This is a genomic window from Sulfuricella sp., assembly GCA_041651995.1.
Lineage (GTDB): Bacteria > Pseudomonadota > Gammaproteobacteria > Burkholderiales > Sulfuricellaceae > Sulfurimicrobium.
This window is the reverse complement of sequence record JBAZID010000001.1, coordinates 961,084-967,705: the sequence shown is the minus strand read 5'-3', so window position 1 is coordinate 967,705 and position 6,622 is coordinate 961,084. Positions and strand designations below refer to the sequence as shown.

Annotated in this window: 6 protein-coding genes and 1 tRNA gene; 1 reads left to right on the top strand and 6 read right to left on the bottom strand. The window is 55.9% G+C overall.

Going from position 1 to position 6,622, the window contains the following annotated elements; genetic code table 11:
- Positions 1 to 365, bottom strand: a 365-nt coding sequence (locus WC392_04675) for a prohead protease (GenBank protein MFA5241657.1), incomplete at its 3' end; no start/stop codon positions are given.
- Between the two features lie 138 nt (positions 366 to 503).
- On the opposite strand from WC392_04675, the gene WC392_04670 reads away from it, so the two are divergent.
- Positions 504 to 577, top strand: a tRNA-Gly gene (locus WC392_04670).
- Between the two features lie 9 nt (positions 578 to 586).
- On the opposite strand, the gene glmS is transcribed toward WC392_04670, so the two are convergent.
- From glmS to atpG, 5 genes are all read right to left on the bottom strand, one after another.
- Positions 587 to 2,416: a glutamine--fructose-6-phosphate transaminase (isomerizing) gene (gene glmS / locus WC392_04665; GenBank protein MFA5241656.1), complete on the bottom strand. Its 1,830-nt coding sequence runs from the start codon at positions 2,414 to 2,416 to the stop codon at positions 587 to 589.
- A 3-nt stretch (positions 2,417 to 2,419) separates the two neighbouring features.
- Positions 2,420 to 3,793 (bottom strand): bifunctional UDP-N-acetylglucosamine diphosphorylase/glucosamine-1-phosphate N-acetyltransferase GlmU, encoded by a 1,374-nt coding sequence (gene glmU, locus WC392_04660; protein MFA5241655.1) that lies wholly within the window; start codon positions 3,791 to 3,793, stop codon positions 2,420 to 2,422.
- A gap of 81 nt (positions 3,794 to 3,874) precedes the next feature.
- On the bottom strand, positions 3,875 to 4,303 hold the full coding sequence (locus WC392_04655; protein MFA5241654.1) for a F0F1 ATP synthase subunit epsilon: 429 nt from the start codon (positions 4,301 to 4,303) through the stop codon (positions 3,875 to 3,877).
- Between the two features lie 12 nt (positions 4,304 to 4,315).
- The gene (gene atpD, locus WC392_04650) at positions 4,316 to 5,695 is read right to left on the bottom strand and encodes a F0F1 ATP synthase subunit beta (GenBank protein MFA5241653.1); all 1,380 of its coding nucleotides are present in this window, start codon (positions 5,693 to 5,695) and stop codon (positions 4,316 to 4,318) included.
- Between the two features lie 53 nt (positions 5,696 to 5,748).
- The gene (gene atpG / locus WC392_04645; protein MFA5241652.1) at positions 5,749 to 6,612 is read right to left on the bottom strand and encodes a F0F1 ATP synthase subunit gamma; all 864 of its coding nucleotides are present in this window, start codon (positions 6,610 to 6,612) and stop codon (positions 5,749 to 5,751) included.
- Between the last annotated feature and the right edge of the window lie 10 nt (positions 6,613 to 6,622).

Here is a 6,622-nt window from a genome sequence, read left to right as displayed (position 1 = left end):
TCGGCCGCGCTGAGTTGGTAGCAGAAGAGGTCGTAGCGGGCACGGTAGGTGCTGGTGACGGGGCGCTTCGATAGCAATGCGCCGAGCGGGAAGCATTCGCCTTCGTGCAGTTCGAGCCAGGCGCTGTCGTCCTGGGCCTGGACGACGCCTTGTTCGCCTTGTACGACGCCTTGTTTGATGATGTAGAAGGTGGGGGCTTCGCCCTGGTCGGGTGAGAGCACGACTTCGCCTTTGCCGTAGTAGCCGATCGATAGCCGCTCGGAAAGCCATTCCAGTTCCGAACACTCCATCCGGTCGAACGGGGCGAAGCGGCGCAGGTGGTCGGTTGTGGCAGTCAGGGTCAGGGGATTGCGGTCTTGAGCCATGGTTTATAGCGGTCCGGCGTAGTCAATCGTCTTTTCATCCGGCAAGGGGAAAGTGCTCCCGCCTGCCCGTTGCTGCATATTCGATCTGCTCCGGCTGTTGAGTAAAGGCAGGAAGCCACGTAGAATTCGGCTATGCCTGCGGGTGTAGCTCAATGGTAGAGCAGAAGCTTCCCAAGCTTACGACGAGGGTTCGATTCCCTTCACCCGCTCCACTTTCCTTCCTATTCCACCGTAACCGATTTCGCCAGATTGCGTGGCTTGTCTACGTCCGTCCCCTTGCATAGGGCCGCATGGTAGGCCAGGATTTGCATCGGTACGGTATGGATAATCGGGCTCAAGGGTCCGGCATGCGTAGGCAGGCGCAGCAGGCGCAAACCCTCCTGTGGCGTGAAGTTGCTTTCCAGATCGGCGAATACATAGAGTTCGCCGCCGCGCGCACGTACTTCCTGCAGGTTGGATTTGAGCTTCTCCAGCAGGCTGTCGTTCGGCGCCACCGCCACTACCGGCATATCCTTGTCGACCAGGGCTAGCGGGCCGTGTTTCAACTCGCCGGCGGGATAGGCTTCGGCATGTATGTAGGAGATTTCCTTGAGCTTCAGCGCGCCTTCCATGGCAATGGGATAATGCACTCCACGCCCCAGAAACAGCGCATGCTGTTTGTCCGCAAAATGCTCCGCCCACGCCGCGATTTCAGGTTCCAGATTAAGCACCTTCTGCACCAGCCCAGGAAGCTCGCGCAACTGCGTCGTCCAAGCTTTTTCCTGTATTTCGCTTATTTTTCCGCGCAGGCGGCCAAGCACCAAAGTCAGGAGAAACAAGGCAACCAATTGGGTAGTAAACGCCTTGGTTGAAGCCACACCAATTTCAGGTCCGGCACGAGTCAGAAAAACAAGGTCCGAGCTTCGCACCAGCGCGCTTTCCGGAACGTTGCATATTGCCAGCGAATGTTTGTGGCCAAGCGATTTTGCTTGCACCAGCGCATCTATGGTGTCGCGCGTTTCGCCGGACTGGGAGAGGGTGACAATCAGTGTGTCCGGGTCGGCCACGCTGGCGCGATAACGGTATTCGCTGGCAATTTCCGCACGGCATGGCAGGCCGGCCAGGGATTCGATCCAGTATTCCGCCACCTTGGCGGCATGATAGCTGGTACCACAGGCAAGTATGCGAACTCCGTTTACCGTCCCTAATATGGCTTCCGCATCCGGGCCAAAAACGCTTGGCAACACGTGCTCTGCCGTCATCGCAGCCTGCAAGGTGTTGGCAATGGCCCGCGGCTGCTCGTGGATTTCTTTTTGCATGAAGTGGCGATAGTTGCCGAGTTCGACCATATCAGCGGAGAGCTCCGAGATATGCACACTGCGTTCAACCAGCCTGCCGTCAGAATCACTTATCTTCACTTCGAGCAGACCGATGTCGGCGATGTCGCCTTCTTCAAGATAGATAACTTTCTGCGTTACGGGCAGCAAGGCGGACACATCTGATGCGATAAAGTTTTCCTCGATGCCCAGACCAATCAGCAAGGGACTACCGCGGCGTGCTGCCACGAGCTGATGCGGCGATTCTGTGCATACCACCCCGATGGCATATGCGCCATGCAGCTCGGATGTGGCGGTACGTACTGCATACAGAAGATCACGGCTGGCATGATAGTGATGGTGAATCAGATGGACGATAACTTCGGTGTCGGTTTGCGAGGTGAATATATAACCCAAAGCCTTCAATTTCTCGCGCAGGGCCTCGTGGTTCTCGATGATGCCATTGTGAACCACCGCCAGCGTGTCCTGGCTGACATGCGGGTGGGCATTGTCCTCTGTCGGCGCGCCATGCGTTGCCCAGCGCGTATGAGCGATACCGAGGTGGCCATGGGTTTGCTGCTGGCCAACCTGTGCCGTCAGCTCCGCCACGCGGCCTATACTGCGTACGCGTTGCAGGCCTTTGTTCAGGACCACCAGCCCTGCCGAATCATATCCCCGGTATTCGAGCCTGCGCAGTCCTTCCAGCAGAATGGGTACGACATTACGTTGCGCGACGGCACCGACGATTCCGCACATGACTTAGTCCTTGGCTTTCTTCAACGGGCGCTGCCACCCGCTGATAGAGATTTGTTTTGCGCGGGAAAGGGTTAATTCTCCCGCAGGAGTGTCCTTGGTAATAGTGGAGCCAGCGCCAATCGTTGCGCCCTTTCCCACTTTCACTGGTGCAACCAGTTGCGTATCTGAACCGATAAAAGCACCATCCTCAATGACCGTTCTATGCTTATTCGCACCATCGTAGTTGCAGGTAATCGTTCCCGCTCCCACGTTGACCCTGGAACCAACCGTGGCATCGCCAACATAACTGAGATGATTGATCTTGCTATTGAATCCGACTTGACTGTTTTTTACCTCTACAAAATTTCCAATATGCACTTCATCCGCCAACTGGGTTCCGGGCCGAATTCTCGCAAAGGGTCCGATGCGGCAACCCGCGCCCATTGACGCTTTCTCCAGCAGGCTGAATGGCTCGATGTTGCATTCGCGCCCTATATTGACATCACGCAGAACGCAGTTAGCGCCCACTTTCACGCCATCACCAAGTATTACGCTTCCCTCGAAGAGGCAATTGACATCAATAACGACATCCCGGCCACAGACAAGCTCACCACGAATGTCAATCCGTTGTGGGTCGAGCAGGGTGACGCCACTGTCGAGCAACCTGGCGGCATGCTCTTGCTGGTACATGCGCTCCAGTTGGGCCAGCTGACCCTTACTGTTCACACCCAGCACCTCCCTGTGGTGAGCGGGATGCGCCGTTACCACTTCGACGCCCGCGCTGGCGGCAAGAGAAATAACGTCTGTCAGGTAATACTCTCCCTGCGCATTGCTATTCTTCAGGGCCGCCAGCCAAGCGGGGAGAAACCGGTTCGGCAGCACCATGATCCCGGTATTGACCTCTGTAACCCTTCGTTCTTCCGGCGAGGCATCTTTCTCCTCGACGATGCGCTTGACCTTGCCGCCCTCGCGGATGATCCGGCCGTAGCCTTGAGGGTTTTCCATTTCAATGGTGAGCAACGATACTTTGTTGTCCTGTGCAACCCTGATCAGTGGCCGCAGGGTTTCACGGTTAATCAGCGGTACATCGCCGTATAACACCAGGGTAACGTGCTTCTCGCTCAGATGCGGCAGCACCTGCTGAACGGCATGCCCCGTCCCCAGTTGCGGCTCTTGCTTCACCATTTTAATGCTCGAATCAGCTATCGCCTGCGGTACGGCTTCGCCGCCATAACCGTAAACAACACAGATTAGCGCCGGGTCGAGTGCCTTTGCCGTGTCCAGCACGTGCTGCAATAATGCCTTCCCTGCGAGTTCATGCAGCACCTTGGGGCGCTCGGAAAGCATACGAGTCCCCTTGCCGGCAGCCAGAATAATGATATCGAGAGCTTGAGCCATGTCGTTACTGGAGATTAAAACCTGATTATAAATAGAAAAGGCAGCCAAAGCTGCCTTTTCAAAATAACTTCATAACCGTGCTTAGTGGCGTGAAATCTTCCTAAGCTGGTCAATTGCGCGGATCTGCGCTACGGCTTCCGCCAGTTCGGCTTCAGCCTTGGCGTAGTCCATTAACGCAGAACGATCCTTCAGCGCCTCTTCCGCCATGCGTTTGGCTTCGAGCGCCTTGGCTTCGTCCAGATCCTTACCACGCAAGGCGGTGTCCGCCAGAATGGTTACGACCTGTGGCTGAACTTCCAGAATTCCACCCGAAACAAAAAATAGCTCCTCTTCGTCACGGTCCGGTACTTTTACCCGGACCGTTCCCGGCTTCATCCGCGAAATCAGCGGAGCGTGGCGCGGGTAAATGCCGACCTCGCCGCCCTCTGCCGGAGCGGCAACGAACTCTGCCACACCGGAATAAATGGACTGCTCAGCGCTTACTACGTCTACGTGGATCGTCATTGCCATGGCTGGCGTCCTTTACTGGATGGTTTTCGCTTTTTCTACAGCTTCTTCGATGCCGCCCACCATGTAGAACGCTTGTTCCGGCAGGTGATCATATTCGCCGTTTACAATGCCTTTGAAGCCGGCAAGCGTGTCCTTGAGCGAAACGAATTTGCCCGGGCTGCCAGTGAAAACCTCGGCCACGAAGAAGGGCTGGGAAAGAAAGCGCTGGATTTTACGCGCACGGGCCACAGCCAGCTTGTCTTCCGGAGAAAGCTCATCCATACCCAGAATCGCAATAATATCGCGCAGTTCCTTGTAGCGCTGCAGCGTGGACTGAACAGCGCGCGCCACGGTGTAGTGCTCTTCACCCACGACAAGCGGGTCAAGCTGGCGAGAAGTAGAGTCCAGCGGATCGACCGCAGGGTAAATACCCAGCTCGGCCACTTGGCGTGACAGCACCACGGTTGCATCCAGGTGGGCAAAAGTGGTCGCTGGAGAGGGGTCGGTCAAATCGTCCGCAGGTACATATACGGCCTGGATGGAAGTAATGGAACCCTTCTTGGTGGAGGTGATGCGCTCCTGCAGACGGCCCATTTCTTCTGCCAGGGTTGGCTGGTAACCCACGGCGGAGGGCATACGGCCCAGCAGTGCCGAAACTTCGGTTCCGGCCAGGGTATAGCGGTAAATATTGTCAACGAACAGCAGCACGTCGCGGCCTTCGTCGCGGAAGTACTCGGCCATGGTCAAACCGGTCAGCGCCACGCGCAGACGGTTGCCCGGCGGCTCGTTCATCTGGCCGTAAACCAGGGAAACCTTGTCCAGCACGCCACCTTCCTTCATTTCGTGGTAGAAGTCGTTACCTTCACGGGTACGCTCACCCACACCGGCAAACACCGAGTAGCCGCTGTGCTCCACCGCGATGTTGCGGATCAATTCCATCATGTTCACGGTCTTGCCCACGCCGGCGCCACCGAACAAGCCAACTTTACCGCCCTTGGCGAACGGGCAGATCAGATCGATCACCTTGATGCCCGTTTCCAGTAGTTCATTGGAAGCGGCAAGTTCGTCGAAGGCCGGCGCATTGCGGTGAATGCCCCAGCTGGTTTCGTGACCAATTGGACCCATTTCGTCAATTGGGTTCCCCAGCACATCCATGATACGGCCCAAAGTCTTGATGCCGACAGGAACCGAAATTGCAGCACCGGTGCCCGTCACCAGCATGCCACGACTCAAACCGTCCGTGGTGCCCATCGCAATCGAGCGTACAACGCCGTCACCCAACTGCTGCTGAACTTCAAGGGTGAGTCCCGCCTCTTCCATTTTTAAGGCGTCATACACCTTGGGCATGGCATCGCGCGGAAACTGCACGTCGACTACCGGCCCAATAATTTGTACCACTTTACCTTGGCTCATTTTCTATCCTCGATACTATTGATTCTGTGATCCGCTTGATAATTCAAGATCGTTTAAACGGCAGCTGCGCCGGCAACGATTTCGGACAGCTCTTTGGTAATTGCCGCCTGACGGGTTTTGTTGTAGATCAGCTTGAGCTCGTCAATGACGTTGCCGGCATTGTCGGATGCGGCCTTCATCGCCACCATGCGTGAGCTCTGCTCGGATGCCATGTTTTCAGCTACGGCCTGATAAACCAGCGCTTCAATATAGCGGCTCATCAATTCGTCGATAACTGATTTAGCTTCCGGCTCGTAGATGTAATCCCAGTGCCCCTTCGCCGAGCCAAGATCTTCCCCGGACAATGGCAACAGCCTCTCCATCGTCGGTTCCTGTTTCATGGTATTGATGAAGCGGGTGTAGCACAGGTGCAGCTCGTCAATTTTGCCTTCCATGTAGGCGTCAAGCATGACCTTGATGGGACCGATCAACTTTTCCAGGTGAGGAGTATCACCCAGGCCAGTGACATGGGACAGCACGTTGCCGCCCATGCGCTGCAGAAAACCAAAACCCTTGCCACCCAGCGCACAGGAATCCACTTGTTTGCCCGCCGCTTCCCATTCTTTCATCTGTCCCAGCACCATTCGAATTACATTGGTATTGAGACCGCCGCACAAACCTTTATCGGATGTCACCATGATCACGCCGACACGTTTCACAACATCTCGCGTAATCAGGAAGGAATGCTTGTATTCAGTATGGGCATGGCTTAGGTGAGCAGCCACGTTGCGAATTTTTTCGCCGTAGGGCCGGGCAGCACGCATCCTCTCCTGCGCCTTGCGCATTTTGGATGCGGCCACCATTTCCATGGCGCGAGTAATTTTCTGTGTATTCTGGACACTTTTGATCTTGGTCCGAATCTCTTTTCCGCTCGCCATTATTGAGTCC

Coding starts and splice junctions, on each gene's coding strand:
- glmS (MFA5241656.1), bottom strand. CDS start 2,416: ATGTGCGGAATCGTCGGTGCCGTCGCGCAACGTAATGTCGTACCCATT.
- glmU (MFA5241655.1), bottom strand. CDS start 3,793: ATGGCTCAAGCTCTCGATATCATTATTCTGGCTGCCGGCAAGGGGACT.
- WC392_04655 (MFA5241654.1), bottom strand. CDS start 4,303: ATGGCAATGACGATCCACGTAGACGTAGTAAGCGCTGAGCAGTCCATT.
- atpD (MFA5241653.1), bottom strand. CDS start 5,695: ATGAGCCAAGGTAAAGTGGTACAAATTATTGGGCCGGTAGTCGACGTG.
- atpG (MFA5241652.1), bottom strand. CDS start 6,612: ATGGCGAGCGGAAAAGAGATTCGGACCAAGATCAAAAGTGTCCAGAAT.